At 71.0% G+C, this 23,158-nt stretch carries 25 protein-coding genes; 12 read left to right on the top strand and 13 right to left on the bottom strand.

The features are described 5' to 3' along the window. The first annotated feature begins 75 nt into the window (after positions 1-75). Both ACIA5D_RS37700 and ACIA5D_RS37695 read left to right on the top strand, forming a co-directional pair. Positions 76-858, top strand: coding sequence for an alpha/beta fold hydrolase (locus tag ACIA5D_RS37700; protein WP_396035265.1), 783 nt, complete (start codon positions 76-78; stop codon positions 856-858). Beyond that, positions 855-1,511, top strand: a complete 657-nt coding sequence (locus tag ACIA5D_RS37695; RefSeq protein ID WP_396035264.1) for a sigma-70 family RNA polymerase sigma factor — start codon at positions 855-857, stop codon at positions 1,509-1,511. The genes ACIA5D_RS37700 and ACIA5D_RS37695 overlap by 4 nt, the downstream gene beginning before the upstream one ends. Here ACIA5D_RS37695 and ACIA5D_RS37690 read toward each other — a convergent pair. Continuing rightward, entirely contained in the window at positions 1,441-2,454 is a 1,014-nt protein-coding gene (locus tag ACIA5D_RS37690; protein WP_396035263.1) for a molybdopterin-dependent oxidoreductase, read from the bottom strand. The two genes, ACIA5D_RS37695 and ACIA5D_RS37690, sit on opposite strands and share 71 nt — an antisense overlap. A 298-nt stretch (positions 2,455-2,752) precedes the next feature. Between ACIA5D_RS37690 and ACIA5D_RS37685 the strand changes: the two genes are divergently transcribed. After that, positions 2,753-3,664, top strand: coding sequence for an NADP-dependent oxidoreductase (locus ACIA5D_RS37685; protein WP_396035262.1), 912 nt, complete (start codon positions 2,753-2,755; stop codon positions 3,662-3,664). Here ACIA5D_RS37685 and ACIA5D_RS37680 read toward each other — a convergent pair. From ACIA5D_RS37680 to ACIA5D_RS37665, 4 genes are read right to left on the bottom strand one after another with little or no spacing between them, the layout of a single operon-like run. Beyond that, on the bottom strand, positions 3,661-3,807 hold the full coding sequence (locus tag ACIA5D_RS37680; RefSeq protein ID WP_396035261.1) for a hypothetical protein: 147 nt from the start codon (positions 3,805-3,807) through the stop codon (positions 3,661-3,663). The two genes, ACIA5D_RS37685 and ACIA5D_RS37680, sit on opposite strands and share 4 nt — an antisense overlap. 57 nt (positions 3,808-3,864) lie before the next feature. Next, positions 3,865-4,572 (bottom strand): dihydrofolate reductase family protein, encoded by a 708-nt coding sequence (locus tag ACIA5D_RS37675; protein ID WP_396035260.1) that lies wholly within the window; start codon positions 4,570-4,572, stop codon positions 3,865-3,867. Positions 4,573-4,629: 57 nt separating this feature from the next. Continuing rightward, positions 4,630-5,322 (bottom strand): helix-turn-helix domain-containing protein, encoded by a 693-nt coding sequence (locus tag ACIA5D_RS37670; RefSeq protein WP_396035259.1) that lies wholly within the window; start codon positions 5,320-5,322, stop codon positions 4,630-4,632. A gap of 60 nt (positions 5,323-5,382) precedes the next feature. Then, positions 5,383-6,018 (bottom strand): TetR/AcrR family transcriptional regulator, encoded by a 636-nt coding sequence (locus ACIA5D_RS37665; protein ID WP_396035258.1) that lies wholly within the window; start codon positions 6,016-6,018, stop codon positions 5,383-5,385. Positions 6,019-6,072: 54 nt separating this feature from the next. Here ACIA5D_RS37665 and ACIA5D_RS37660 point away from each other — a divergent pair, with 54 nt between their 5' ends. Further along, the gene (locus ACIA5D_RS37660) at positions 6,073-7,650 is read left to right on the top strand and encodes a CocE/NonD family hydrolase (RefSeq protein WP_396035257.1); all 1,578 of its coding nucleotides are present in this window, start codon (positions 6,073-6,075) and stop codon (positions 7,648-7,650) included. Positions 7,651-7,682: 32 nt separating this feature from the next. Here ACIA5D_RS37660 and ACIA5D_RS37655 read toward each other — a convergent pair whose 3' ends face one another. Together ACIA5D_RS37655 and ACIA5D_RS37650 are read right to left on the bottom strand one after the other, a co-directional pair. Then, complete coding sequence (locus ACIA5D_RS37655) at positions 7,683-8,279, bottom strand: GNAT family N-acetyltransferase (RefSeq protein WP_396035256.1); 597 nt, start codon at positions 8,277-8,279, stop codon at positions 7,683-7,685. Further along, positions 8,276-8,659: a PPOX class F420-dependent oxidoreductase gene (locus ACIA5D_RS37650; protein WP_396035255.1), complete on the bottom strand. Its 384-nt coding sequence runs from the start codon at positions 8,657-8,659 to the stop codon at positions 8,276-8,278. The genes ACIA5D_RS37655 and ACIA5D_RS37650 overlap by 4 nt, the downstream gene beginning before the upstream one ends. A gap of 39 nt (positions 8,660-8,698) precedes the next feature. Here ACIA5D_RS37650 and ACIA5D_RS37645 point away from each other — a divergent pair, with 39 nt between their 5' ends. Together ACIA5D_RS37645 and ACIA5D_RS37640 are read left to right on the top strand one after the other, a co-directional pair. Next, complete coding sequence (locus ACIA5D_RS37645) at positions 8,699-9,166, top strand: SAM-dependent methyltransferase (RefSeq protein ID WP_396035254.1); 468 nt, start codon at positions 8,699-8,701, stop codon at positions 9,164-9,166. 41 nt (positions 9,167-9,207) lie between these two features. Further along, a complete protein-coding gene (locus tag ACIA5D_RS37640; RefSeq protein ID WP_396035253.1) occupies positions 9,208-9,666 on the top strand; it encodes a hypothetical protein in 459 nt (152 codons plus the stop codon). Between the two features lie 3 nt (positions 9,667-9,669). On the opposite strand, the gene ACIA5D_RS37635 is transcribed toward ACIA5D_RS37640, so the two are convergent. After that, positions 9,670-10,497, bottom strand: a complete 828-nt coding sequence (locus ACIA5D_RS37635; protein ID WP_396035252.1) for an RNA methyltransferase — start codon at positions 10,495-10,497, stop codon at positions 9,670-9,672. Between the two features lie 3 nt (positions 10,498-10,500). Continuing rightward, entirely contained in the window at positions 10,501-11,205 is a 705-nt protein-coding gene (locus tag ACIA5D_RS37630; RefSeq protein ID WP_396035251.1) for an SDR family NAD(P)-dependent oxidoreductase, read from the bottom strand. Positions 11,206-11,250: 45 nt separating this feature from the next. Here ACIA5D_RS37630 and ACIA5D_RS37625 point away from each other — a divergent pair, with 45 nt between their 5' ends. Then, positions 11,251-11,847 carry a TetR/AcrR family transcriptional regulator gene (locus tag ACIA5D_RS37625; protein ID WP_396035250.1) on the top strand — a complete coding sequence of 199 codons (597 nt, stop codon included), beginning with the start codon at positions 11,251-11,253 and terminating at the stop codon, positions 11,845-11,847. Positions 11,848-12,003: 156 nt separating this feature from the next. Here the strand turns inward: ACIA5D_RS37625 and ACIA5D_RS37620 are convergent, their stop codons facing one another. Continuing rightward, complete coding sequence (locus tag ACIA5D_RS37620; RefSeq protein ID WP_396035249.1) at positions 12,004-12,798, bottom strand: endonuclease/exonuclease/phosphatase family protein; 795 nt, start codon at positions 12,796-12,798, stop codon at positions 12,004-12,006. A gap of 62 nt (positions 12,799-12,860) precedes the next feature. After that, on the bottom strand, positions 12,861-14,687 hold the full coding sequence (locus ACIA5D_RS37615) for a putative bifunctional diguanylate cyclase/phosphodiesterase (RefSeq protein ID WP_396035248.1): 1,827 nt from the start codon (positions 14,685-14,687) through the stop codon (positions 12,861-12,863). A gap of 101 nt (positions 14,688-14,788) precedes the next feature. On the opposite strand from ACIA5D_RS37615, the gene ACIA5D_RS37610 reads away from it, so the two are divergent. The 3 genes from ACIA5D_RS37610 (at position 14,789) to ACIA5D_RS37600 (ending at position 17,688) form a co-directional block, all read left to right on the top strand. Beyond that, complete coding sequence (locus ACIA5D_RS37610) at positions 14,789-14,974, top strand: hypothetical protein (protein ID WP_396035247.1); 186 nt, start codon at positions 14,789-14,791, stop codon at positions 14,972-14,974. A gap of 388 nt (positions 14,975-15,362) precedes the next feature. Then, complete coding sequence (locus tag ACIA5D_RS37605) at positions 15,363-17,279, top strand: N-acetylmuramoyl-L-alanine amidase (RefSeq protein WP_396035246.1); 1,917 nt, start codon at positions 15,363-15,365, stop codon at positions 17,277-17,279. A 43-nt stretch (positions 17,280-17,322) separates the two neighbouring features. After that, positions 17,323-17,688, top strand: a complete 366-nt coding sequence (locus ACIA5D_RS37600; RefSeq protein WP_396035245.1) for a VOC family protein — start codon at positions 17,323-17,325, stop codon at positions 17,686-17,688. Positions 17,689-18,142: 454 nt separating this feature from the next. Here ACIA5D_RS37600 and ACIA5D_RS37595 read toward each other — a convergent pair whose 3' ends face one another. Continuing rightward, entirely contained in the window at positions 18,143-19,327 is a 1,185-nt protein-coding gene (locus tag ACIA5D_RS37595) for an FAD-dependent monooxygenase (RefSeq protein ID WP_396035244.1), read from the bottom strand. Between the two features lie 112 nt (positions 19,328-19,439). Between ACIA5D_RS37595 and ACIA5D_RS37590 the strand changes: the two genes are divergently transcribed. Next, a complete protein-coding gene (locus ACIA5D_RS37590; protein WP_396035243.1) occupies positions 19,440-20,324 on the top strand; it encodes a TetR/AcrR family transcriptional regulator C-terminal domain-containing protein in 885 nt (294 codons plus the stop codon). A 4-nt stretch (positions 20,325-20,328) separates the two neighbouring features. Here the strand turns inward: ACIA5D_RS37590 and ACIA5D_RS37585 are convergent, their stop codons facing one another. After that, positions 20,329-22,038, bottom strand: a complete 1,710-nt coding sequence (locus ACIA5D_RS37585) for an alpha-glucosidase (protein WP_396035242.1) — start codon at positions 22,036-22,038, stop codon at positions 20,329-20,331. Positions 22,039-22,140: 102 nt separating this feature from the next. Here ACIA5D_RS37585 and ACIA5D_RS37580 point away from each other — a divergent pair, with 102 nt between their 5' ends. After that, complete coding sequence (locus ACIA5D_RS37580; protein ID WP_396035356.1) at positions 22,141-23,142, top strand: glycosyltransferase family 4 protein; 1,002 nt, start codon at positions 22,141-22,143, stop codon at positions 23,140-23,142. Positions 23,143-23,158 lie beyond the last annotated feature (16 nt).

Raw genomic sequence — 23,158 nt, 5'->3', positions numbered from 1 at the left:
ATCCCTAGGGCTCCCTCGCCCTGTCGAGGGTTATCCCTGATGCCTCCGACACACCCCCCGCCGGACCCTCCGGCCATGACACAGACAAAGAACATCGTGCTCGTTCACGGGGGATTCGTGGACGGCTCGGGGTGGCGGCGGGTGCACGACCTGCTCGCCGCGGACGGGTACCGGGTCACCGTGGTCCAGAACCCCACGCTGTCGCTCGCGGGCGACGTCCTGGCCACCCTCCGGGTCCTGCGGGCGCAGGACGGGCCGTGCGTTCTCGCCGGTCACGGGTACGGCGGGGTGGTGATCACCGAGGCCGGCTCGCACGACGCGGTCGCCGCCCTGGTCTACATCGCCGGATACCTGCCCGACGCGTACGAGTCGGTGAGCACCCTGGGCCTTCTTCCCCCGGCCCTGCCGCCCCAGGACGGTTTCCTGCTGCTCGACCGGGAGAAGTTCCCGGAGACGTACGCGGCCGATCTCCCGTACGCGGAGGCACGTTTCCTGGCCGGCTCGCAGGTGCCGTGGGGGGTCGACGCGGCCGGCGGCCGGGTGAACCGGCCCGCCTGGCGCGACAAGCCCACCTCCTGCCTGGTGACCGCGGACGACCGGATCATCCCGGCGGCGGCGCAGCACACCATGGCCGCCCGCGCCGGCGCCACGGTGACCGAGATCGCCGCCAGCCACGCCGTGCACATGTCCCAGCCCCGGGTCACGGCCGACATCATCCGCGCCGCCGCTCAGCTCGGCCGCACGGAGAAGCTCGGCCGCACGGAGAAGCTCGGCCGCACGGAGAAGCTCGGCCGCACGGAGAAGCTCGGCCGCACGGAGAAGCTCGGCCGCACCGCGGAGCAGGAGGCCGGACGATGAGCACCTGGTCCTGCGCCGACCTCGACGAGTTCGTCCGGTTGCGCCCGCGCCTGCTGGCCATCGCCCGCCGGATCGCCGGCAACGCCGACGACGCCGACGACATCCTCCAGGACGTGTGGCTGCGCTGGCAGCGCACCGACCGCGCCACGGTGCTCAACGCCGAGGCGTTCCTGGCCACCGTGACCGGGCGGCTGGCCATCAACCTCATCCAGTCCGCGCGCCGCCGGCACGAGAGCTACGTCGCCCCCGACCAGCACGTGGAAACGGCCGACCGCGAGGCCGGCCCGCACGCCGAGGCCGAGCGGCGCGAGGCCATCGAGTCGGCCGTGCGGCTGGTGGCCGACCGCCTGCCACCGACGGAACGAGCCGCGTACGTGCTGCGGGAGGGCTTCGAATACCCGTACGCCCGGATCGCCGAGCTCCTGCGCACCAGCCCCGCCAACGCACGGCAGCTCGTGACCCGCGCCCGCTCCCGCGTCACCGTGGCCGGCCGCCGTCCGTACGAGTCTCCCGCCCACAGTTTCCTGCAAGCCTTCTCGACCGCGTCCCGCCGCGGCGACCTGGCGGGCCTCGAGCAGATCCTCAGCTCAGCGGGAAGATCGACTGCGCCCAGGGTGGGCGCTGGGACGGCTCGACAGAGGCCACCCATTTGACCCACCAGAAGCCGCGGCGACCGGGCGCCACGATGCGGGCCGGGAATCCGTGGCCGTACGAGAGCGGAAGACCGGCGACCGCGGTCACGAGCCAGACGTCGCCGGTGGCGCCGGCGCCGAACCAGCGGGCGTAACCGGTCGTCGACCGGACCTCCAGACTGCGCCAGCCCTCCGCCGGCAGCCCGGCCGCGGCGATGAGCGTGCTCAGGCGTACGCCGTCCCAGTCCTGGCTGCTGTACCAGCCGCTGGTGCAGTCGAGGATCGCGGTGAAACGCTCGTGCGGCAGGGCCCGGATGGCGTCGAGATCGAACGTGGCCGCACCGACCCGCAGGGTCCACCCGGCCGGGTCGATCCGCTGAACGCCGTCGTCGAACCAGGAGGTGACCTCCAGCGACGGCTTGGCGATCGAGCCGCTGAAGCGTCGCCCGGTGGCGACCGCCCCCGCGTCCCAGGCGACGGTGGCCACGGCCGCCGCGCCGCCGAGCACGCCCAGCCGCAGCAGGGCCCGCCGGTCGGCGTCGGTGCGGCGTGGGCGTACGGCGTGGCCTAGGAAGTGCGCGGTCAGGGCGAGCAGCGCGCCGATCGCAGCGCCGACGTGGATCTGCATGAGGGTGAGCGGCCCGACGAACTCGACCCGGCCGGTCGAGTGCAGAAGGCCGCTGCCGATCGTGATCAGCACGAACGCCGCGAGGGTCAGCGACAGCGCCTTGGTGGCCCGCCGTCGCCGCGTGCGTCGCAGACCGCGCCGGATCACCACGTACTTCCAGGGCGCCAGCAGAAGGATCGCCAGCGCGGCGGCGGCGTGCAGCTGGATCAGATCGAGCGGCCAGTTCACCCCGATGGTGTTGGCCGCGGTCCCGGTGAGCACGCCCGCGGCCAGCAGCAGGCCGAGCGCCAGGTCGACCCGGCGCCCGCCCTGCCTGCCACGCAGACTCACCCGCATGGGCCGAACGCTAGCGCGGCCCCGACCCGCCGCCGTGTCGCGCGGGCATCGGTTTGCTATCGGCCGAACCACCAGGCGGTGAGCGTGTAGACCACGAGGATCACGGCGGCGGCGATCGCGTAGGCCCCCAGGCCGGTCAGGCCGAACGGGATCAGCAGGGCGAGCGCCAGCAGGCTGAGGCCCGCCGCGACGAGCTCGGGCCGCCACGCCTGATTCGTCGTGCCCGTGACGCAGGTCGCGTGCAGAACGCGTGCAGAGCCCTTGACCTCAACCTGACTTCACCTTGCAGAGTGACCCGATGAGAGCCGTTGTCTTCGACCGCTTCGGTCCGCCCGACGTCCTGCGCGTTGCCGAACTGCCCGATCCCGAGCCGGGGCCGGGCGAGGTCCGGGTCCGGGTGCGGGCCGCCGGGGTGCAGCCGTTCGACGTCTTCGTGCGACGGGGCGAGATGCCCTGGGCGCAGGTGAGTTTCCCGCAGCAGATCGGCCAGGAGTACTCGGGGGTGATCGATCGCCTCGGGGAGGGCGCGAGCGAGGCGGGCCTCGAGGTCGGTGACGCGGTGCTGGGTTCAACGATGTTCAACGGGTACGCGGAGTTGCTCTGCGTACCCGTACGCAATGTGGTGCGGAAGCCGGACCGCCTGGATCTGCCCACCGCGGCCGCGCTCGTCGCGGCATCGCAGACCGCGAGCGGCGCGCTGAACGAGCTCGGCGTCGGCGATGGCGATGTGCTGCTGGTGCACGCCGCGGCCGGCAGCGTCGGCACCGTCGCGACCCAGCTCGCGCGCCTGCGCGGCGCCACCGTGATCGGCACCGCGAGCCCCGCCAACCACGACTACCTGCGACAGCTCGGCGCGACCCCAGTCACCTACGGTGATGGCCTCGTCGATGCGGTGCGTGCCCTGGCGACGACGCCCACGGTCGCCCTGGACGCCGCCGGCGGCGAGGCCATCGCCCAGTCGATCGCGCTCGGCATCCCGCCGGCCCGGGTGGGCACCATCGTGGACGACAAGGCCGCCGCCGAACACGGAGCCCTGGTCGTGCGGGCCGGCCGGAGCCCCGAGCGCCTGGCCGAGGTGGTCGCGCTGGCCGCCTCGGGCAAGGTCACGATGCCGGTGCGCGCCTACCCGTTCGCCGACGTGGCCGCCGCCCACGCCGCGGTCGAGTCCCGCCACAGCCGGGGCAAGGTGGTTCTGATCGTCGAGCCCTAGCCGGTGATCGTGTTCCATGAGTAGGCGAGCAGCGCGCACGCGGCCCCGAGCAGCGCAAAGCTGATTCCCCGGGTCGGCAATGGCAGCGCCGCGAGCACCAGCAGAATGACCGCGATCAGATAAAGGGCAGCCTGAACTGACATCGTCGCTCCTCATTGGAATGTGATGGCGGCGACCGTTTACCCCAGAGGCGAGGAGCGCTAAACGGGTTTCGTGCTCGTCGACACGGCCGGAGTTCCTCGCCGATCCTGACCGAGGACCGTCGTCGAGCGCCCGTCGTCAACGATGTACGCGCCCGCGGAGATCGCGCCGAGTCCCACCGGTTCGAGGGTCAGCGAGACGACGCCGCCGGGCAGCACGCGCGAGCTCTCCTCGTCGATCGCGAACGTCGCGGGCGTGGATCCGTCCGGGAACAGGCGCTTGCCCGCGCCGACGACGACCGGGTACTGGAGCAGCCGGTAGAGGTCGACAAGCCCCGCCCGGTGCAACGTCTGCACGAGCTTCCAGCTGCCGTGCACCTGGAGCTCCCGGCCGGGAAGCTCCTTGAGGCGGCGTATCTCGTCGACCGGGTCGCCGCTCAGGACCGTCGTAGGGCTCCAATCGGCTTGCTCGCCGGTCAGCGTCGAGCTGACGACATGCTTCGGCAGCGTGTTGAGCTTGGTGGCGATCAGGTCACCGGGCTCGGCGACCTTCGACCAGTACCCGCCGAGCAGGCCGTAGCTCGTACGGCCGAAGAGAAACGCGCCCGCCTCCCGAAACCAGCTCTCGACGACCGCGGTGGTGTGCGCCGAGGCGTACGGGACGAGCCACCCGCCGCGGTCGAAGCCGCCGGAGCGGTCCTCGTCGGGGTTTCCGGGTCCCTGCATGACGCCGTCGAGACTGACGAAGGTGTTGACGCTGAGCAGCACGGTTCTCCTCCGGGTTCCGGGTCGTGGACGGCCGCCGTGGCCGGCCCGGAGGGGACGCTAGCTGCCGGGCCCCGGGCCGGTCTTGTACAGGAACGACATCGAGGGGCGGTCGCCCGCCTGCAGCTCGCGCGCGGTGTGCCCGACATAGCGGCGCAGCGCATGTGCGAGGTGGGCCTGGTCGAAGTACCTCAGCGTCGCGACGACCGCGCGCCAGTCGAGACCGTCGCGCAGCATCGTGGCGGCGGCGTTCGCGCGGTCGATCTGCGTCACGGCGGTCGGCGAGAGCCCGGTGATCGCGCGGTAGCGGCGCTGAAGGGTGCGCCGGGCGTGCTCCTCTCCGAGGCGCGATCGCGTCAGCAGGCCCGCGTCCTGCAGCCGCCGGACGAAGCGCTCGACGTTCTCGTACGTCGGCGCCTCCCAGTCCTCGCCGCCGATGACGATCCGGCCCGAATCCGTGACCGGGAGCGGCACCGACCTGTCGAGGAGCGAGGCCGCGGGGTGCGGCCGGATCACCGTGCCGAGTGCGAACCTGACACCGAGGAACTCGGCGTCGGGCGGGACCGGTGTGGTGGTCGCCCTCGTCTCCGGCCCGCGCAGGCTGGCGAGCAGGCGTCCCCGCGTCCGCACGAGGATCAGATGACTGCAGGTGCGCGCCGCGGACGTCATCGTGTCCTCGGCGTCGCTGCGGGTGCGCCACACGCGGTCGACGAGGCCCGCGCCGATCTCGGTGTTGCGATGCTCGAACCGCACGGCCGTGTCCTCCTCCGTCGTCGATCTGGGGTTACCCAGGAGCGTAGGGACCCGCCGGGGTCAGCCGGCCCGGGAAGCCTGCTCGACCAGGCCGGCGATCGTCCAGCTCGCGATGCGCTCGAACGACGGCTCGCGCCGCTCGCCGCCCTCCGCCAGCGCCGCCGCCAGGTGCGGAAAGCCGCCGGTCGCGATCGCCGACGTGATCAGCGTGACCTGCTCGGCCGTCGGCGTCGCGCCGGCCAGCTCGTTGGTCACGTACGACGCGACGAAGCCGGTGATCAGGGCGATCAGCTCCATCTTCGTCGGGCCGTCCAGGCCGGTCGGCGCCAGCGCGGCCAGGCCCCGCTCCAGATAGCCGAGCATGTGCGTGCCGGTCAGCCGCCGGTTGGGCAGGGCCGCCGGCAGCCACGGATGGGCCAGCATCAGCGACCGCTGCGCGCCGGCCAGGGCCAGCAGGTCGGCGCGCCAGTCACCGCTGATCGGCACGGCCGGCATCGAGGCGCCGGCCCGGTCGACCATCAGATCGAGCAGGCGGTCCTTGTCCGGCACGTACGTGTAGAGCGACATCGCCCCGGCGCCGATCTCGGTGGCGATGCGCCGGATCGTCACGGCCGCCAGTCCCTCGGCGTCGGCGACCCGGATCGCGGCCTCGACGACCTGGTCCCGGGTGTGCGCCGGTGGGCGTCCGCGAGTCATGGCTTCCTCCTGGTAGCATTTCCAGTACAACGTACGATAAAAGGAGCGTGCGCCATGCAGAGACTCCCGCTCTTCCTCCGAATGCTCATGCGGCGGGCCCGCAAGGGACCGTCCGCACGGTATGACGTCCGCTGGGAGCCGGCCCGGCCGGTGCCCGCCGCCGACGGCAGCCCCCTGCTGACCGACCATTACGCTCCGCTCACCGACGAGCCTTGCCCCACCGTGCTGATCCGCGCGCCCTACATACGCTCCGGATTCCCCTTCAACTACCTGTACGGCGCCCTCGTCGCCGAGCAGGGCTACCACGTGATCCTGCAGAGCAGCCGCGGCACGGGCGGCTCGGGCGGCGAGTTCCACCCCTGGCACAACGAGGCGGGCGACGGTCAGGCCGCCGTCGCGTGGCTGCGCGACCAGCCGTGGTTCACCGGCGATCTGTACACGATGGGGGCGAGCTACATGGCGTACGCGCAAATGGCCCTCGCCCTCGACCCGCCGCCGGAATGGCGCGGAGCGATCATGCAGGTCGGCCTGGCCGACCCGCACCGGTTCTTCTGGCCGGGCGGCGCCTTCGCGCTGGAACGTTCGCTGGTCGGCGGGATCGGGCTGTTCGGGCAGGCCCTGCGCGCCCGCGACTACCTGTGGGCGATTCTGCGCATGCAGCGCCACCTCAAGCGCGTGATCACCCAGGTGCCGCTGCTCGACGTCTATCCGGCGGTCTTCGGGGGTCGCCGGCCGGCGTTCGAGGAGTGGATCGCGCACCCCGAGCCCGAGCATTGGGCCGACAGCGATCTCATGCCGGTCGCCGACAAGCTCGCCGTGCCGGTCAGCCTCTGCACGGGTTGGTGGGATCTCGCGCCCGACCAGGTCATCGAGGCCTACACCCGGTTGCGCGCGGCCGGCCACGACCCCGACCTGCTGATCGGCCCGTGGACACACACCTCGGCGCTCGAACAGGGCTGGGCCGAGGTGTTCGGCCAGGCGATGCGCCGCCTTCGTGGCGAGGCCCCGGCCGACCGGGTGCGGGTCTTCGTCACCGGCGCGGAGCACTGGCGCGATCTGCCGTCCTGGCCTCCGGCCGGGCAGGAGCAGCGGTGGTTCCTCGGCGACGGCACGCTGCGGCTTTCCGAGGGTCCGGGTTCGACGAGTTTTCCGTACGATCCATCGCACCCGACCCCGTCGATCGGCGGCCCGTTGCAGTCCAGGACGCAGGGCAGGCGCGACAACGCCGTCCTCGAGGCGCGCCCCGACGTGCTCGTCTTCACCGGCGAGCCGTTGCTCGAGGCCGTCGAGGTGATGGGCGCGGTGCGGGCCGAGGTCGACGCCTCGACGACCGCCGCCGGCGGCGATCTTTTCGTCCGCCTCTGCGACGTCGACCCCGCCGGCCAGTCCGTGAACGTCTGCGACGGGCTGACCCGGTTCTCCGCGCCGGGCCGGGTCGTCGTCGACATGGGTCCGGCCGGGCACCGGTTCAAGCCCGGCCATCGCCTCCGGTTGCAGGTGAGCGGCGGCGCCCACCCGCGCTTCCTGCGCAACTACGGCACCGGCGAGCCGCCCGGCCCGGCCACCCGGATGGTCCCCACCGAGACCACGGTCCGGCACACCTCATCGCTGGTGCTCCCGGTCGTGGGCTGACCGGCTTCGCGGGGCGCCCGGCCGGTCGCCGCTCATCGGGCCGGGCGCCACATCGTGGTCATCACGTGGCCGCTCGCGGCGGTGATCTTTCCGTGCGGGGCGAAGCCCAGCCGCCCGTACCGCGCGTCGTTGGCGGGGTTGGACGACTCCAGATAGGCCGCGGCGCCCTGCGCGTCGACCGCGGCCAGATTCTCGGCCAGCAGGCGCATTCCGTGGCCCTTGCCGCGGTGGGCGTCGTGGGTGCCGATCAGGCCCAGGTAGTAATGCGGCTCGCGGGGCCGGACCGCATCGAACTGGGCCATGATCTCGAGGATGCCGTCGGTCGTCTCGCGGCCGGTGGTGGCGAGCAGCAGGCGCTCCAGCTCGGACTCCTCGGCGCCGGTCAGCTCGACTCCGCCCGGCGGGATCCACACCGCCGTGGCCTCACCGCCGGCCGTCAGGAACGTCCACGGATAGCGCTGCACGCAGGTGACGTAGAAACGCCACAACCCGGCCGCCTGCTCGGCCCGGCGCTCGACGTCGGGAAACGCCGGCCCCCACAGCGGGTCGTGGAAGAACGCGGTCGTCAGGATCGCCACGATCCGGTCGACGTCGGCCGGCCCGGCGACCCGGGCCGGTCCGGTGGTCATACCGACACCACGATGCCGATCATCGGGGGACGCCGCAGCCGCAGCAGGCGAGCGAACCAGTTACCCACCCGCGACATGACGTACCGGCGGGCGAGCAACTTGCGGGCCTGCTCCGTCCCGGCGTCGTCCAGCAACCGGGCCGTACCGGTCACGCTCGGCGCGCCGGGCTCCACTTTCCCGCGCAGGGTGCACGGCGTCACCTGCACCTGGGGGTTGTTCCGGATCCGCTTGACCTTGCCCGAGCCCGCTTCGGTCACGATCCAGAGCTCGGCATCGTGCGGCACGTGCCAGACCGGCGTGGTCACCGGCGTGCCGTCCTTGCGGTAGGTGGTCAGGCTGACATACCGGCTACGGACGATCTCATCGGCCACGGTCACCATGCGAGCGTAGCGGCTGGTGGCCGGGATAGCCTCCAGGTCATGCCCAGCTTCGAGATCACCCCGATCGGCACGGTCCGCAACGACCGGACGGACGTCCAGAACACGGACAACTGGGGTGCCGTCCGCAGCACCATCACCATCGACGAGCGCTTCGGCGAGGCGAGCCTGCAGGGTCTCGAGGGCTTCTCCCACGTGGAGGTCCTGTTCGTCTTCGACCAGTTCCCGGACGACGGCGACTACCGCGAACCGCGGCCCTACCGCGGCCGCGCCGACCTCCCGCCCATGGGCATCTTCGCCGGCCGCGGCCCCCGCCGGCCGAACCGCATCGGGGTCACCTGCTGCGCCATCGCATCCGTCCACGGCCGCGAATTGACGGTGGTGGGCCTCGACGCGGTCTCCGGCACCCCGGTCATCGACGTGAAGCCGGCGATGGCGGAGTTCCTCCCGGCCGGCACCAAGCAACCGGAATGGGTCAGCGCCATGATGTCGGAGTACTTCCAGCGGTAGGGCTACCTGTCCATCCACCCGTCCGGCGTGGGCCTGCGCAGGTGCGGCGGCTCGTCGAAGTCGATCTCCCGCATCACGCCGAGCAGCAGTTCCTCCCGCTCGACGTCCTCTACCACCAGGGCGACAACATCGACCGGGAACGGCTGCGCCGGCTCACCCGCGCACCGGCGCCCAGCGGCACGCCGGGCGAGCGGCCACCGCTGCACTCGTGGTTGGTGCGCTGGATCGAGCGCGACAGCGATCCGCGGACGGAGTTGGACTCCCTGCCCGGCGTCCTGTTGCACCTGGCTGACGCCTGGCGACGCCGCGAGGAGCGCAACGTCCGGCTGGTGCACTACGACGATCTTCTGACCGACCTGGACGGGCAGATGCGACACATCGCCGCCTGGCTCGCCATCGACGTACCGGCAGGACGGTGGCCGGAAGAGCTCAGCCGCTACCACCGGAGGGTCGCCGACTTGGCCCCGCCCGATCTGCTGGCCTGGCTGCACCGGAGATAGCCGTCATGCGCGTGCGGCGGCCCGCTGGCGGGCCGCTTCGTACAGCACGACGGTCGCGGCGGTGGCGGCGTTGAGGGAGCTGGCCGACCCGGACATCGGGATCCGGACGAGGTGGTCGCAGGCGTCGCGCCAGGCGGAGCTGAGCCCGGTGGTCTCGTTCCCGATCAGGGTCAGCGTGGGCCGGGTGAAGTCGTACTCCGCGACGTCCCGGTCGCCGTGCTCATCGGTGCCCATTACATGAAGGTCGATCCCGCCGTCGCGGACAGCCTCGATCCACGAAAGAACGGCCTGGTGCGAAGGCGCCCGCACCACCGGCAGGGCGAACAGGGATCCGGTGCTCGCGCGCACCGCCTTGGGGTCGTACACGTCGGCGGCGTGGCCGGTGACCACGACGCCGCCCGCGCCGAACGCGTCCGCGGAGCGGATCAGCGTGCCGATGTTCCCCGGGCTCGTGGGGCGGTCGAACACGACCGCGAGCATCGCGGGGACGGTGGGGATGCGGTCGAGGTCGTCCTCCGGCATCGCGACCACGGCCAGCAGTTCCGGTACGGTGTCGGCCTTCCCGCCCAGCTCGTGCATCAGCTCACGGGACACGGCGATCTTCTCGGCGCCGACCGCGTCGAGGGTCTCGCCGGCCCATGCCGACAGGTGGGCGCCCGCGTCGTACAGCAGTTCCCGGACCTGCCACCCGTGCTGAACGGCCATGGTGATGGGCCGGACGCCCTGCACGAGGAACTCACCGCGGCGCTGACGCTTGGTGCGGTTGCCGAGCAGGGCCTCCCACTGCTGGAACCGCGCGTTGCGGGTCGTCACCCGCAGTCTGGATGTCATGGTCTACGAAGGATACGTGGCCTCCGGCGGGCGGGTCTGGTGGTGCATGGTCCAGAGCAGGTCGGCCAGAACCGCCGGGTCGACCGAGGGGATGTCGGGAACCGGGTTGCCGGCGGCCCTGGCCGATTCCAGCTGGGCATGGAACGGCGTGTTCTCGATGGCGGCGCCGATGTAGAGGCCGCCGACGTAGACGCCCTTCCCGGCCACCGCGGCGTGCAGCGCCTGGAGGAGGTTGCGCTGGGCGGCCAGGGCCAGCCCGCCGGCGATGTCCGGGTTGCCGTGCAGCGCGCTGGCGCCCTGCGCGCTGAGGATCGCACCGTCACCCTGGGCGATCATGAAGGGCAGGAATTCCCGTACGAGGGAGAGCGGCGCGTGCACGCCGAGCGGCATGAGCTCGTCGACCCGCTCGGGGGTCAGTTCCAGGACGGGGACGAATCCGTTGGCCGCGGCGCCGTAGTACAGCGCGTCGACGTCGCCGACTGCGGCCCGGATGCGCTCGGCCAGCGCCGGGATGGCGCCGGTGTCGGCAAGGTCGGCGGCGATCGCATGCGCCTGCGCCCCGGCCCTGGTCAGCTGCTCGGCGAGCCCGTCGAGCGCCTCTTGGCGACGGGCCACGACGGCGACGGCGTAACCCTCACGGGCGTAGCGGTGCGCGACCGCCTGGCCGAGGCCCGGGCCTGCCCCGAGTACGGCGATGGATCTGGTCATAACCTGACCCTAGGGTTAACTTAACTTCCGAGTCAAGTTGATACGATGGCCCTCGTGGAGACCGGCGCGACCGCGATGCGACCGACGTTGCGCGCCGATGCGGCCCGCAACGTCGCCCAGATCCGCGCCGCCGCCATCGCCGCGTTCCGCGGGCGTGGGCTGAACACGCCGCTCGAGGAGATCGCGGCCGCGGCCGGGGTCAGCAAGGCCACCGTGTACAACCGCTTCGGCGGCCGGGACGGCCTCATCGACGCCGTGATCGGCGAGCTCGTCGCCGCCGAGATGGACGCGATCATGCAGAGGGCGCGGCGCGTCGACGATCCGTGGCAGGCCATCGCCACGTACGTCGCCGACCGGCGCGACCTGCTGTACCGCGAGCCCGCCTTCACCGACGCGCTGCTGATGACCTACCCGAACTCACGGCAGCTGGTCGCGCTCGCCAATGCGGCCACCGACGCGACCGAACACCTGCTCCAGCGCGGCCACGACGCGGGCGTGCTCAGGCCCGGCTTCACCGCCGCCGACCTGTACTACGCCGACGTCGCCAACGGACTCGCCCTGCGCGCGCTGCCCGGACAGACGCGCGAGGACTACGACCGCCGTACCCGCTTCTTCATCGACAGCCTCCGCCGCCCAGGGTAATCGTCGCGGGTTCACCGGCCGCTTCGAGGTGCGCATCCGCCGGCTCCCCGATTCGTGATCCGGCTGGACGCGGGGCGGGCCTGGACGGTTCCGGCCGGCGACTCCGAGGCCGACTGCGTGCCGTCGATGACCGGATGCGACGCCCTTCTGGTCGGCTCAAATCTCCAGAATCAACGCGCGGTGGTCGGAGACTTCCGGTTCCGCCAGGATGTCGCATCGTTTGACGGCGGCGACATCGGAAACCAGCAGATAGCTGGCGTGTCTCACCGCCTTGCGATAGTGCGAGGTGCGGGTGTCGGCGACGCCGACCAGGTCGGTGAGACCGACCTCCGCCAATACCCCGAATGTCTCGCTGTCGGGCAACACATTGAAGTCGCCGCACACCACCACCAGGTCGCGTGGATCACGGATCCGGCGCACGAGCGCGGCGAGCCGCTCGGCCTGGAGGCGCCGCGCCGGGGTGTCGGCCTTGCCGAGCGGGTCACGCAAGCCGTGCACCTGCACGACCCACACCGACCGGCCGGCGGCGCGGTCAACCGTCCGCACGGCGAGGGCGACGCGGGGACGGTCGGCGACCGTCCACTCGGCGTGGTCGGTGAATTGCCCGTGCACGAAGGCCGAGTCGACACCGACGATCGGCAGGTCCTCCCCGACCAGGGTCGCCAGGCCGAAGTCCTGCCGATGGCGGCGACCCTCGTCGTCGCGCACCGGGCCGGAATCGCTGGTCACAAAGATCGCTTGGTGCTGCGGCAGCGCGGCGCGGACGTCATCGAAGAGCGCAGCGCGCTGGGGAAGGCTGCGTTCGCCGTCGGAAAAGCGCGTCCAGCCGGTCAGGCCCGGAGTCCTGGTCACTTCCTGCAGACAGACAACGTGCGCTCCGCTGCCGGGCAGCCATTTCAGGAGATCGTCGGCCAGGGCGCCACCCCAGGCGTTGACACTCGCAATCCGCACCACGACTCCCCACTTCCTCGCGCGACAAGGTCGCCGCGCCGGACGCAGATCTTAGGCGGTGGTCAGGCGGGTACCGGGCGCTCGATCCAATGCGTCAGGTTGGCGGGGCGCTCGGCCTTGCCGTAGAACCAGCCCTGCACCAGGTCGCAGCCCTGGTCGCGGAGCCAGTCCCGCTGGAGCTCGGTCTCGACGCCCTCGGCGACCACCCGGTGGCCCATGGCGTGCGTCATCGCGAGCACGGCACGGACGATGGGCTCGTTCGTGCCGGTCTGCCCGACGTCGTTGATGAAGGAACGGTCGATCTTGACAATGCCGACGGGGAGGCGGTGCAGGTACGAGAGCGAGGAGTAACCGGTGCCGAAGTCGTCGATGCAGAGGGTGACGCCCAGGGCGTGCAGGGCGTTCAGGGTCAGCAGGGCCTGCTCGATGTCCTCCATGACGCCGGACTCGGTGATCTCCAGCCAGAGGGCGTTCGGGGGCAGGCCGGTCTCGCGCAGGACGTCGTCGACGATCTTCACGAGGGTGCCGTCGCGGAGCTGGCGGACGGCCACGTTGACCGAGACGTGCAGCGGGCGTGCGCCGGGCCCGCGCATGTCGGTCCAGGTCAGCAGCTGGTGGGCGGACTCGCGGAGGAGCCAGGCGCCCATCTCCTCGATCATGCCGGTCTCCTCGGCGATCGGGATGAACTCGATCGGCGAGATGAAGCCCAGCTCGGGCGAGTGCCAGCGCATGAGCGCCTCGAAGCCGTCGAGCTCCTCGGTGGCCAGGTCGACGATCGGCTGGAAGTGCACGGCCAGCTCGCCGCGCTCGAGGGCGCCGCGCAGGGACTGCTCGAGCTTCACCCGGTCGCGGACCTGCTCGCGCAGGGAGGTGTCGAACATGGCGTACGCGTTGCGGCCGGAACCCTTCGCCTTGTACATGGCCGTGTCCGCGTCGCGGATCAGCTCCAGCGCGTGGGCGCCGCCGGTCGACTTGGCCACGCCGATCGACGCCGAGATGACCACGTCGCCGACCGACAGCTCGAACGGCCGGGCCAGCTCGTCCAGCAGGCGGTCGGCGAGCGACTCGGCCAGCCGCAGATGCGACGGGCTGGCCAGCGCGATCACGAACTCGTCGCCGCCGATGCGGGCCACCACGTCCTCGGCGCGGACCTGCTCGCCGAGCCGGCCGGCGACCGCGCAGAGCAGCTCGTCGCCGACCTGGTGACCCCAGTGGTCGTTGATCATCTTGAACCGGTCGAGGTCGATGAAGAGCAGGCTGATCTCGAGGTGCTCGTCGATGGCCCGGTCGGCCCAGCGCGCCACGGTCTCCGACAGCAGTTCGCGGTTGGGCAGGTCGGTGAGCGCGTCGTGGGTGGCGCGGCGCCGGGTGACCCGCTCCGCCCGTACGCGTGAATTGTTGGACCGCACCACGCGGGCGAGCGTGAGAAGGACGAGCAGCGCGCACAAACCGGCCCGGATCAGGTCGTTGGCGAGCGAGCCGAGAGGCATGAGCGACGTGATCACCGTCGGGACCACGACGACGAGGCCGATGACCACCAGGCGGACCGGGCTCATGTCGCGGACGACGATCTGCTGTGGCTCGACCAGCGAGCGGCTCGAGGGGTGCAGCGCGGACGCGGGGATCAGCACGAACAGCACCAGGAACAGCGCGGTGATCGTCGCCTGGGAGACATCGACGATCTGGGCGTCGCGCAGGCTGAACAGCAGGTCGGCGACGAACATGGAGCCGGCCGCGACGATCAGCATCCACAGCGCGGGCTGCTGGGCGCCGCCGGCCAGCATCAGCTGAGCGACCAGCACCAGCAGCACGACGTCGATGATCGGGAACAGCGCGTCGAGGATCTCGAACGCCGTCAGGTTGGCCGAGCCGATCGCCGGGGCGATCACGAACGTCCAGGTCAGGAACGCCGCGGCGAGGCCGACAAGCAGCGCGTCGATCCGGGCCGGGTCGTCCTCGGCGGCGCAGCATCAGCGCGAAGGCGTAACCGATGCCGACGTACGCCAGCAGGACGAACGAGTTCGGGACGAGCGACACGGCCGTGACCGGGGTGGCCATGGTGCTGGGCACGAGGGCCCGGATCACGCTCGCGACGATGAACATGAAGCCGGCCGCCCGGATCAGGCGCCAGGGGAGGCGATCGGCGCGCTCGAGGTTGCGACGAGGGCCGGCGTAGAGGGCCACCATGCCGAGGATCATCACGAGAGCCGAGCTGGGTGTCTGGACCCACTCGGGCCCGAGGCAGAACACCGCGACGAGTCCGAGGCCGATCAGCACGTGGAGCCAGGCGAAGCGCGCACCCAGGGCCGCCGGGCGCGCGGAAATAGCGTCGACTCTGGTCACGCCAATCCATCGGCAACTCCGCCGCAATCTTTACAAATAGAAAAGACGTGCGTTAAAAGAACTTTGCCCTGATTTGTCCAGGGAATAGGCCCACATAGTTGGGCATTTCCGGGACGACGGCGGGCGGAACCGGCAACGTGTCACATGGCCGAGCAACCAGTATCACGGGGGTCCATGTGCGCCGGAATCGGACGAAGCGCCGCGTCGCCATGCTGCTCACCATGACCGTCGCCACGAGCCTGCCATCCGGCCCGCCCGCGGCCGCCGCCGCCGCCGCGGCGCCCGATCCGGCGCTGCAGACGATCTCCTTCCCTGGCGCCGTGGCCACCCGGCCCTTCAGTCTCCTGGGGATCACCTGGGACGATCCGACGGCGCCGCTCGACGGGACGGTCCGCGTACGCACCCGGAAGATCGGCACGGCCACCTGGACGCCCTGGCAGACCCTCGAGGCGGACGGCGCGGCCACCGGCGACCGGCGCGGCGCGACCGACCCGCTCTGGGTGGGCGCGTCGGACGCGATCGAGGCCCGCATCGACGGGCCCCGCCGCGCGCTCCCCGCCGGCCTGCGCGTGGACCTGATCAACCCGGACGCCGAGATGACCCCCACGAGCAGAATGAGCCGGACCGAGTCCGTCGCGATGCCGGCCCGGCCGGTCCCGCGGATGATCACGAGGGCGGGGTGGGGCGCCAACGAGGCGATCGTCCGGAAGGCCCCCGAGTACACCGGCCCGATCCAGGTCGTCTTCGTGCACCACACAGCGACCGGCAACGGCTACTCCTGCGCCGACTCGGCCGCCCTCGTCCGGGGCATCCAGGCCTACCAGGTGCGCACCAAGGGCTGGGACGACATCGGCTACAACTTCCTCGTCGACAAGTGCGGCGCCATCTTCGAGGGCCGCGGCGGCGGCGTGGGCCGCAACGTCCTCGGCGCGCACACGCTCGGCTTCAACGCCGACGCCAGCGCGATCGCCGTGATCGGCACCTTCGACGCGGTCGGGGTCTCCCCCACCGTCCGCAACGCGATCGCCACCGTTGCCGCCTACAAGCTCGGCGCCGCCGGCAACCCACCCAACGGCAAGGTCGTCTACACCTCGGGCGGCAGCAACCTCTACCCGGTGGGCGCGCGGGCGACCCTCTTCCGCATCTCCGGCCACCGCGACGCCGGCCGCACCGACTGCCCCGGCGACTCGCTCTACCGGCAGCTCCCGCAGATCCGCGCGATCGCCGGCGCCGCCCCGATCGGCCTGCGCTTCCTGCGCATGTCCGGCGCGATCAAGCGCGGCCCACTGCTGTACACCCGCGGCCTGATCAACCCGCTCTGGAACGTCACCACCCCGAGCGCGCTGATCGCCCGGTTCGAGGTGTGGGTCGACGGTCGCCTGACCCTGGCCGCGCCCGGCTCGCACCGCACGGCGGCCCTGCGCCTCACCCCCGGCGGCCACCTCGTCGGCGTCCGGGCCGTGCACCTTTCCGGCCGCACCACCATGACTACCGCCAAGATCGTCTCGGACCCGAACGCGCCCGTTTTTACCGCCGGACCCGACGTGGCACTGCGCCCCGGCTCGCTGAACGGCACCGTCCCGATCCGGCTGGGCTGGACCGCCACCGACGTCAACGGCCTCTCCGCGGTAAGCCTGCTCCGCCCCACCGCGGTCGACCTCGGAATCACCACGCGCAGCCGGAACGGCACGATCAAGCCGGCCGTGCCCACGACCTTCGCGCTACGGGCCGCTGATCGCGCGGGAAACCAGGTCAGCGCCTCGGTCACCCGTACACCCGTGGTCTTGTCGGAAGCCGTCACCCGGCGCACCGGAATCTGGCGCACGCTGCGTGACCCTCGCTATCTCGGCGGTGTCGCGCTCGGCGCGACCGCCGCCGGATCCACCGCCACCTGGACCTTCACCGGACGCTCGGCGGCACTCGCGGCCGGCCGGGGCGCGCTCTCCGGACGCGTCCACGTCTGGGTGGACGGCGACGACGCGGGCGTCGTCGACCTCGGCAACCCGAGGACGATCTATCGCCAGGCGGTCTGGTCACGCTATTGGAGCGGCGGCGGCGAGCACACCGTTCGCGTACGGGTGGAGGGCACCGCCGGAAGGCCCGGGGTGATCCTGGACGGGCTGGTGTATCTGAAGTGATTGCTGACAGAAGATGTCAGCCTTCGGGGGCAGGATTCGGTGCATGACTGGTTTTGCGACTCTTGCCATGATCAACATCGACGCCGAGAACCCCGGCGCAATGGCCACCTTCTACTCGCGCGTGCTGGGTTGGGAGGTCCTGCACAGCGAGGGCGACTACGCCATGATCGGCGACGGCACGGTGAGCCTCGGGTTCGGCCGGGTGCCCGGCTACTCGGGCCCGGGCTGGCCCGAGGAGGCCACGCCGAAGCGCTACCACCTCGACTTCTACGTCGACGACCTGGACAAGGCCGAGGAGCAGGCGTTGGCCCTCGGCGCGACCAAGCCGTCCGAGCAGCCCACGCCCGACCGGTGGCGGGTACTGCTCGACCCGGGCGGCCAGCCCTTCGACATCTGCTTGCGCAGCTGAGCCCCGCGCCGAGTTCCGGCCGCCACCTGTGGACGGCGGCCGGAACTTGTCGTACTCCCCTGCTTTACTTGGCCCCTCCCTACCGGGTGGGGGCGGTCCGTGGGCCGCCCAGGATGATGACTTTCATGCGGTCCCCGAAAGGCGGTCCCCGAAAGGCAGGTCATCAAGATTCTGCGGGAGTCGGACGACGGCAGGGAACAGCGACCAGGAGACATCGGGCTTGGCGCCATGCGGGCCGCGGCCCGCGCGATGTGTGGCGTCACGCCCAGCCGTCGCGCGATCGCCCGCCGGGAGGGATCGCCCGCGGCGCTCGGTTCAGCAGCACACGCCGCGGGCGGGGCGCCCTGACGATCAGCGAGCAGCAGGCGCGCCCAAATGAGTGGTGAGCAGCTGTGAGCCAGCGACGGGCTCCCCGACGATCAGGGAACAGCCGGGTGGCAACCACCCCTCGAATTCAGGATGGAAGGCCGGCCGGAGCGTAGTTCTTCAGCGTGATCGCGTCGGCCTTGGTGAACTGCTTCTCCAGCATTCCCTTCATCGGCCAGACGCCCATCATGCGCATCGAGACCGCGCGCATGCGGATCATCAGGCTGCTGTTCGGCGCGAACGCCTTCATGCCGCCGGGCGGCAGCTGGGTGCCGTCCTTCACGTAGGCCGCCATCTGCTCCTGGTAGGCGGCGAACGCGGCCTCCGGGCTCGCGGCCGCGGCCAGCTCCCCCGCCAGGACGTACGCGCCGACCAAGCTCATGCTGGTGCCGAGGCCGGCCAGCGGCGAGCCGCAGTAGCCGGCGTCGCCGAGCAGCACGACCCGGCCGCGGCGCCACTTCTCGACGTGGACCTGCGTGATCTCGTCGAAGTAGAAGTCGGGCGCGTCGGGCATGCTTGCCAGGAATCCGGGCACCCGCCAGCCGATCCCCGCGAAGCGTTCGCGGAGCTCCCGCATTTGTCCGGCTTTATCCGTACGGGTCCACGGCTCGTTCGTGCGGAAGCTCAGGCTCGCCTTCGCCGTCCCGCCGCGCTCGGGCCGGATTCCCGCGACCAGCCCGCCGGGCGCGTTGAACATCTCGAACCAGTTGTCCAGGTCGCCCGGGTCGGCAACGGTGAAGTAGGCCCCGCGCCCGCCCAGCGGCCGCACGAACTCCTCGTGCGGCCCGAACGCCAGCGCCCGCACGCCGGACCGCACCCCGTCGGCCCCGACCACGACGTCGAATCTTTCCCGGCCGCCGCTCGCGAACGTGGCGTCCCCGTCCGGCGTCAGCGCCGTGATCCGGTCGCCGAAGCGCCAGTCGACGGCGCCCGCGGTCGCGTCGTGCAGGATCCGGGCGAGGTCGCCGCGGGCGATCTCGATCTCGGCGACGATTCCCTCGCCGCCGAACAGGTCGGCCGGCATCGTGGCCCGCTTGCGACCCCGCGCGTCGACCAGCGCCCAGCCGCGCTCGTCGACCTGACTGTCCCGGATCGCCTCCCGCAGGCCCATCCGCTCGATCACGTCGCGCGCGACGCCGCGGACGTCGACCGCGTGCCCGCCCGGCCGCGGCGCCCGGGACCGCTCGACGATGGTGACTTCGGCGCCGGCCCGCTGCAGCCAGAATGCCAGCGCCGGTCCGGCGATCCCGCCGCCGGAGATGAGAACGCGCATTGCCCCGCTCCTCTGCGTACTCTGTAGATTGGTGTACTAGTGAGAGTAGGAGCGCGCGTTGCTCCTGGCAAACCGCACTAGTACGCTCGCCCTGCGAGGAAGAGGTGTACTAGTGCATCCGTATCGGCGGATCGTGGAGGACGTGCGCCGGCGCATCGAGGCCGGCGAGCTGAGGCCGGGCGACCGGGTGCCGTCGGCCCGGCAGATCACCCACGAGTGGGGCGTCGCGATCGCCACGGCCACCAAGGCGCACGCGACCCTGCGCGAGGAAGGGCTGACCGTGGCCCGCCCGGGCGTCGGCACCGTGGTGGCCGGGCCGGCGCCGCGCCGTGACCACGAGCTGACCCGGGAACGGATCGTGGCCGCCGCGGTCGCGATCGCCGACCGCGAGGGGATGGCCGAGCTGTCGATGCGGCACATCGCGAGCTCGCTGGGCGTCTCGACGATGTCGCTCTACCGGCACATCCCGGGCAAGGAGGAGCTGACGCTCGCCATGATCGACGCGGCGATGGCCGGCATCCGGCTGCCGGCCCGCTACCCGCCCGGCGGCTGGCGCGCCGCCCTCGAGATCTGCTCGCGGATGGAGTGGGCGACGTTCCAGCGGCACCCGTGGCTGGCGCCGACCATGTCGATCACCCGGCCGCAGCTCGCACCGGCCGCCATGCGGCTGACCGAGTGGGTGCTCGGCGTGTTCGACGGCACCCGGCTCACTCAGTCCGAGCGGATGTACGTACAGATCCTGCTGTTCACGTTCGTGCGTGGCGTGGCGAGCGCGCTCGAGCCGGAGGCCGAGGCGATCCAGGAGAGTGGCCTCACGAACGACCAGTGGGTCGACGCCCAGACGTCGACCTTCCTGGCCACCATGGACGCGGAGAACATGTCCCACTTCCGCGAGCTGACCGCGCAGCCGTTCGACTTCGACCTGGACAAGCTGTTCGAGTTCGGGCTGGCACGGCTGCTCGACGGGCTCACGCCGTACGTGTCAAGCCGATCTTGATCGTTCAGAGCCTGCGGCGATAGACCACGGCCTGCCAGGGCGCCAGCGTCAGGCCCGTCGGCGAGGCGACGTTGGTGAGCACGAGCTCGGCCTCCTCCCAGGCGATCGCGTCCTCGATCTCGGCCCGCACGGTCTCGCCGGTGAAGTTGCCGACGACGAGCAGCTCGGTGCCTTGATAGCGGCGGGTGAAGGCGTAGAGCCGCTCGTCGTGCGGCAGCAGCATCGTGAAGTCGCCGTCGACCACGGCGGGCTCGTCGTGCCGGAGCTTGATCAGCTTGCGGTAGTGGTGGAAGACGGAGTCGGGGTCGGCCCGGTCGGCCTTGGCGTTGACCTGCGGGTAGTTGGGGTTCACCGCGAGCCACGGCGTGCCGTCGGTGAAGCCGGCGTGCGGCGAGTCGTCCCACTGCATCGGCGTGCGCGCGTTGTCCCGCCCCCGGGCCCGCAGCACGGTCAGCACCTCCTCGGCCGTGCGTCCCTCCTTGTCGAGGGCCTGCGCGTACTGGCCGAGCGCCTCGATGTCGCGGAAGTCGGCGATCGTGCGGAACGGGTAGTTGGTCATGCCCAGCTCCTCGCCCTGGTAGACGTAGGGCGTGCCGCGGTGCAGGTGCAGCACCGTGCCGAGCATCTTGGCCGCCGTCACGCGGTGCTCCGGCGAGTCGTCGCCGTACCGGGAAACCGCCCGCGGCTGGTCGTGGTTGTTCCAGTAGAGGCTGTTCCAGCCGACCTCGGCGAGCCCGGTCTGCCAGCGGCCGAAGATGCCCTTGAGCTTGGTGAGCTGGAGCGGGACGAGCGTCCACGGGTCGCCGCCGCGGTCGGCCCACACGTGGTCGAACTGGAAGACCATGTCGACCTCGTGCCGGTCCTGGCCGGTGAACTTGATGGCCTCATCGACGGTGACCCCGGGCATCTCACCTACGGTGAGCATTGCCTGCTTGGAAAAATTCAGCCGGCCGGCGAAGACCTGGTCGTGCATCTCGCGCAGGAATTCGTGGTTCCGAGGGCCATTGATGTACGAGGCAGAGCCGTCGCCGTACGCCGCGCCGGTCGTCAGGCGCCCGTCCGTGAGGGGCAGCACCTTGGAGATCATGTTGATGACGTCCATCCGGAAGCCGTCGACGCCCCGGTCGAGCCACCAGCGCATCATCGCGTACACGGCCTCGCGGACCTCGGAGTTCTCCCAGTTGAGGTCGGGCTGCTTCGGCGAGAACAGGTGCAGGTAGTACTCGCCGGTCTTCTCGTCGTACTCCCAGGCGGGACCGCCGAACGCCGAGCCCCAGTTGGTCGGCTCCGCGCCGGGAGTGCCCGGCTCCATGCCCGCCCGCGCCGGCCGCCACCAGTACCAGTCGCGCTTGGGGCTGTCGCTGCCCGACCGGCTCTCCACGAACCACGGATGCTCGTCGGAGCTGTGGTTCACGACCAGGTCCATGATCAGCTTCAGGCCGCGGGCGTGCGCGCCGGCCAGCAGCTCGTCGAAGGTCGCGAGGTCGCCGAAGAGCGGGTCGATGTCCTGGTAGTCGCTGATGTCGTAGCCGTTGTCGTCCTGCGGCGACTGGTAGATCGGCGAGAGCCAGAGCACGTCGACGCCGAGGGCGGCGAGGTGGTCGAGGTGGTCGATGATGCCCCGCAGATCACCCATGCCGTCGCCGTCGGCGTCGGCGAAGCTGCGGGGGTAGATCTGGTACACGACCGCCTTTTTCCACCAGAGATCCGTCATGCGTCTTCTCTAACACGAGAACGCGGATCGAAACCCCTGGGCATACTAAGTAGGTGTTAAACACCAAAAAGTACCAAATATCATGAAATGGGCTCAGCTGTCATGAAGGTGGCGTTGCTGGGGCCGATCGCCTGGCGTACCCCGCCGCTGCACTACGGCCCCTGGGAACTGATCACCAGCCTGCTCGCCGAGGGGCTGGCCGGGCGCGGCATCGACGTCACGCTGTTCGCGACGCTCGACTCGGTCACCAAGGCCGCCCTGGACGGGGTCAGCCCGGCCGGGTACGAGGAGAGCGACGAGATCGACGGGCGGGTGTGGGAGGCGCTGCACGTCAGCCACGCGCTCTCCCGGTCCGCCGAGTTCGACCTCGTGCACAACCACCTCGACTGGCTGCCGCTGGCGTTCTCGCAGCACTGCGCCGCGCCGATGCTCACCACGATCCATGGCTTCTCGGGGCCGCACATCCTGCCGGCCTACTCGCGGGCGCGGTCCCACTTCGTCTCCATCTCCGACAGCGATCGATCCCCGCTGCTGCCCTACATCGGGACCGTTCAGCACGGGATCGACTTGTCCACGCTGCCGGCGTCGCTTTCCCCCTCTCCCGATTTAGTGGCCTTTGGCCGAATCCATCCGGACAAAGGCACCGACCTGGCCATCGAGATCGCCGCTCGCGCCGGGCGCCGGCTCATTCTTTGCGGGATCGTCCAAGATCATCAGTTTTATGAGTCGCTGATCGCGCCGCGCATAGACGGCGATCGAGTCGTCTACCTCGGGTCGGTCGGGCCGGCCGACCGGGGCCGGATCCTCGGCTCCGCGGCGGCGTTGCTGCACCCGATCCGGTTCGCCGAGCCGTTCGGGCTCTCCGTCGTCGAATCGATGGCGTGCGGGACGCCCGTGATCGCGTACCGGAAAGGCTCGATGCCGGAAGTGGTCGACGAGGGCGTGACCGGACGTCTGGTGACGGACGTCGGCGAAGCGGTCACCGCGGTGGCGGGCATCGATGGAATCGACCGTTCGCAGTGCGCACGACGCGCTCGGGAACGGTTCTCATCCGACCGCATGGTCGACGACTACCTGGCGATTTACCGCAAAATCATCAGTTGAATAGGCGGATCTTGTT

The organism is Actinoplanes sp. NPDC051513, assembly GCF_044454685.1.
In the GTDB taxonomy this organism is placed as follows: Bacteria; Actinomycetota; Actinomycetes; order Mycobacteriales; family Micromonosporaceae; genus Actinoplanes.
Note: the sequence above shows the minus strand (reverse complement) of the source record. Positions and strands in the feature narration are given on the sequence as shown.

Excerpts from the sequence above, each read along its gene's own strand:
- ACIA5D_RS37635 (WP_396035252.1), bottom strand. The coding sequence starts at position 10,497 with ATGACATCCAGACTGCGGGTGACGACCCGCAACGCGCGGTTCCAGCAG.
- ACIA5D_RS37665 (WP_396035258.1), bottom strand. The coding sequence starts at position 6,018 with ATGACTCGCGGACGCCCACCGGCGCACACCCGGGACCAGGTCGTCGAG.
- ACIA5D_RS37650 (WP_396035255.1), bottom strand. The coding sequence starts at position 8,659 with ATGGTGACCGTGGCCGATGAGATCGTCCGTAGCCGGTATGTCAGCCTG.
- ACIA5D_RS37680 (WP_396035261.1), bottom strand. The coding sequence starts at position 3,807 with ATGTCAGTTCAGGCTGCCCTTTATCTGATCGCGGTCATTCTGCTGGTG.
- ACIA5D_RS37685 (WP_396035262.1), top strand. The coding sequence starts at position 2,753 with ATGAGAGCCGTTGTCTTCGACCGCTTCGGTCCGCCCGACGTCCTGCGC.
- ACIA5D_RS37585 (WP_396035242.1), bottom strand. The coding sequence starts at position 22,038 with ATGACGGATCTCTGGTGGAAAAAGGCGGTCGTGTACCAGATCTACCCC.
- ACIA5D_RS37630 (WP_396035251.1), bottom strand. The coding sequence starts at position 11,205 with ATGACCAGATCCATCGCCGTACTCGGGGCAGGCCCGGGCCTCGGCCAG.
- ACIA5D_RS37595 (WP_396035244.1), bottom strand. The coding sequence starts at position 19,327 with ATGCGCGTTCTCATCTCCGGCGGCGGGATCGCCGGACCGGCGCTGGCA.
- ACIA5D_RS37645 (WP_396035254.1), top strand. The coding sequence starts at position 8,699 with ATGCCCAGCTTCGAGATCACCCCGATCGGCACGGTCCGCAACGACCGG.
- ACIA5D_RS37695 (WP_396035264.1), top strand. The coding sequence starts at position 855 with ATGAGCACCTGGTCCTGCGCCGACCTCGACGAGTTCGTCCGGTTGCGC.
- ACIA5D_RS37605 (WP_396035246.1), top strand. The coding sequence starts at position 15,363 with ATGACCGTCGCCACGAGCCTGCCATCCGGCCCGCCCGCGGCCGCCGCC.
- ACIA5D_RS37700 (WP_396035265.1), top strand. The coding sequence starts at position 76 with ATGACACAGACAAAGAACATCGTGCTCGTTCACGGGGGATTCGTGGAC.
- ACIA5D_RS37610 (WP_396035247.1), top strand. The coding sequence starts at position 14,789 with ATGCCGACGTACGCCAGCAGGACGAACGAGTTCGGGACGAGCGACACG.
- ACIA5D_RS37580 (WP_396035356.1), top strand. The coding sequence starts at position 22,141 with ATGAAGGTGGCGTTGCTGGGGCCGATCGCCTGGCGTACCCCGCCGCTG.
- ACIA5D_RS37690 (WP_396035263.1), bottom strand. The coding sequence starts at position 2,454 with ATGCGGGTGAGTCTGCGTGGCAGGCAGGGCGGGCGCCGGGTCGACCTG.
- ACIA5D_RS37600 (WP_396035245.1), top strand. The coding sequence starts at position 17,323 with ATGACTGGTTTTGCGACTCTTGCCATGATCAACATCGACGCCGAGAAC.
- ACIA5D_RS37625 (WP_396035250.1), top strand. The coding sequence starts at position 11,251 with ATGGCCCTCGTGGAGACCGGCGCGACCGCGATGCGACCGACGTTGCGC.
- ACIA5D_RS37660 (WP_396035257.1), top strand. The coding sequence starts at position 6,073 with ATGCAGAGACTCCCGCTCTTCCTCCGAATGCTCATGCGGCGGGCCCGC.
- ACIA5D_RS37655 (WP_396035256.1), bottom strand. The coding sequence starts at position 8,279 with ATGACCACCGGACCGGCCCGGGTCGCCGGGCCGGCCGACGTCGACCGG.